Source organism: Leptolyngbya sp. FACHB-36 (assembly GCF_014695955.1).
Lineage (GTDB): Bacteria > Cyanobacteriota > Cyanobacteriia > Leptolyngbyales > Leptolyngbyaceae > FACHB-36.
Map to the genome: position 1 here is coordinate 1 of NZ_JACJPG010000188.1, position 2,715 is coordinate 2,715.

A 2,715-nucleotide genomic window follows, 5' to 3' on the forward strand; every position below is an offset into this window, starting at 1 on the left:
GGTCGGCATTTGCTGCCCAGTCCAGACGGTGGGATTGCGCCCATTCGCACCTCTAAAACCTTTCACTGGCGCAGACAGCTTCAGAGCGTGCAGCGATTGCGCGATCGCTTTTCGTCTGAAACGCTGCATTACCTCTGCCCTGGCGCAAATACGGGTTTTTTGCGCGGCAAACTGGCCGTAGAAGACGCCTACGACCAGATCGCAGCGATCGAGACAGCAGCGCTGTAAACGAGCAATGACCCAAGCCGTCTCGCTAGTGCAGAAAGTGCCGCATTCCCGTCAGCACCATGACGATGCCGAGTTCGTTAGCGGCAGTAATCGAATCTTGGTCGCGTAGGCTGCCTCCGGGCTGCACGATCGCCCGAATACCAGCCGCTGCGGCCGTTCGCACCGAGTCATCAAACGGGAAGAAGCCATCGCTGGCAAGGACGGCTCCCGATGCCTGTTCACCTGCTTGCTCTAGGGCAATTTTCACCGAGCCGACGCGATTCATCTGTCCGGCTCCAACGCCGAGCGTCGCGCGATCGCGCGTTACAACAATCGCGTTCGATTTGACGTGCTTGCAGATCTTCCAGGCAAACAGGAGTTCTTCCAGGTCAGCGGCAGTCGGATACTTTTCTGTGACAAGTTTCCATTGGTCCGGCGGGGCGATCGTGTCATCCGAGGTTTGTACCAGAAAGCCACCTGCGATCGCCTTCACCGTCTGAGCAGGACCGCTTTGGAAATCGGGCAGCACTAGCACCCGCAGATTTTGCTTTTTGCTTAAAATCACCTGTGCGTCTGGCTCACAGCCTGGAGCCACGATGCATTCCAGAAAGGTTTTGCTGAGTTCGCTAGCCGTAGCAGCGTCGATCGCCCGGTTCAGCGCCACAATGCCGCCAAATGCAGACACGGAATCGGCATTAAACGCTTTGGTGTATGCCTCTACCAGCGTGTCGCCCAAGGCGGCGCCGCACGGATTCGTGTGCTTGAGGATCGCGGCTGCAGGAGACCCGTCTGCGGTAAACTCGGCGATTATCCGCCGCGCTGCTTCTAAATCGACCAGGTTGTTGTAGCTCAACTCCTTGCCTTGCAGCTTTGTCGCTGCTGCCCATCCCGTCGTCGTTGTGGTTTGATACCACGACGCTGGCTGATGCGGGTTTTCTCCGTAGCGCAACGCCTGCACAGGTTCCCCAGACAGCGTGAATGTAGATGGCACGTCCCCTTCTAGATAGGCAGCGATCGCGCGATCGTACTCTGCTGTATGTCGAAACGCCGCTAGCGCACACGCCTGCCGAAATTCCAGCGATGCGTCACTGTTCTGCCGCAGATTTTGCAGATAGCCCTCGTACTGGTCGGGATTGCACAGCACGGTCAGATGGGCAAAATTTTTGGCGGACGCCCGCAGCATCGCCGGACCGCCGATGTCAATTTGCTCGATCGCCTCTGCCAAGGTGACATTGGGTTTGGCAATGGTCTGCTGGAACGGGTAGAGGTTGACCACGACGAGGTCGATCGGGCGAATCTGCTGCGCCGCTAAATCTTCCACGTCTTGCGGCACGTCTCGTCGCGCCAAAATGCCACCGTGAATGCGGGGGTGCAGCGTCTTGACTCGTCCACCCAGAATTTCGGGCGATCCGGTGTAGTCGGAGACTTTGGTTACGGGCAGTCCGGCATCCTTGAGCGTGTGTGCGGTGCCGCCGCTGCTGATCAGATCAAAGCCAAATTCTTCGACCAAACGGCGGGCAAGCTCAACCAACCCTGTTTTGTTTGAAACGCTCAGCAGTGCCAACCGTGCCATGTCTTAATGCGTCCTTCGTGCGTAGGCAGATCTTTAAGGATAGCGGGGCTAGGGACTACGGGCTAGAGGTTTGGAGGAATTTTGATTGGAAGCAGGGACGATCGCGTCAACATTTGCTCAGCTTCGACGACAAATGATTTATCGGTACAATTCAAGGACTAGAATACTGCAACCCAACGCTGGACCCTGGGCTTTTAGGGTACTCTGCGAAATGCACATGGATGAGCACGATCGATGACTGCCAGTCTACCCCTCTCGACCACCGACATCACGCCCGAACAGGCGCTCAAGCACTACTTCGGCTACGACAGCTTTCGTCCGGGTCAGCGGCAGATCGTTGAAAACGCCTTGCAAGATCGAGACCAACTGGTGGTCATGCCCACAGGCGGCGGAAAATCCCTCTGCTTTCAACTGCCCGCGCTGCTGAAACCGGGACTGACGATCGTCGTCTCCCCCCTGATTGCCCTGATGCAGGATCAGGTGCAACTGCTTCAGGACAACGGGATTCAGGCGACGTTTCTGAATAGCAGCTTGGGACTTGCCGAAATGCGAGCGCGCACCCACCTACTTCTGGACGGACACATCAAGCTGCTGTACGTGGCTCCCGAACGCTTGCTAAGCCAGGATTTTCTCACGTCGTTTTTGCCGCAGCTACAGAATCGAACAGGCATTGCCGCATTCGCGATCGATGAGGCGCACTGCGTCTCCGAATGGGGACACGACTTTCGCCCAGAGTATCGCCAGATCAATATTCTGCGAGAGCACTTCCCTGATGTGCCCGTGATGGCGCTAACGGCAACGGCAACCGAGCGTGTGCGGCAGGACATCATGACTCAGTTGGGGCTGCGATCGCCCAACGTCCACATCGCCAGCTTTAATCGTCCTAATCTTTACTACGAAGTCCGCCCAAAGCAGAAGAACGCCTATCAGGAATT

General features: G+C 56.9%; 2 protein-coding genes and 1 pseudogene. 2 read left to right on the forward strand and 1 reads right to left on the reverse strand.

The window, feature by feature from the left end; genetic code table 11:
- A pseudogene (locus H6F43_RS03590) lies at positions 1 to 228 on the forward strand (MBL fold metallo-hydrolase); the annotation flags it as partial.
- A gap of 25 nt (positions 229 to 253) precedes the next feature.
- On the opposite strand, the gene purH reads toward H6F43_RS03590, so the two are convergent.
- Positions 254 to 1,780: a bifunctional phosphoribosylaminoimidazolecarboxamide formyltransferase/IMP cyclohydrolase gene (gene purH, locus H6F43_RS03595; protein ID WP_190340743.1), complete on the reverse strand. Its 1,527-nt coding sequence runs from the start codon at positions 1,778 to 1,780 to the stop codon at positions 254 to 256.
- 234 nt (positions 1,781 to 2,014) lie between these two features.
- Here purH and H6F43_RS03600 point away from each other — a divergent pair.
- The coding region (locus H6F43_RS03600; protein ID WP_190340745.1) for a RecQ family ATP-dependent DNA helicase at positions 2,015 to 2,715 on the forward strand (701 nt) is incomplete at its 3' end.

Excerpts from the sequence above, each read along its gene's own strand:
- purH (WP_190340743.1), bottom strand. The coding sequence starts at position 1,780 with ATGGCACGGTTGGCACTGCTGAGCGTTTCAAACAAAACAGGGTTGGTT.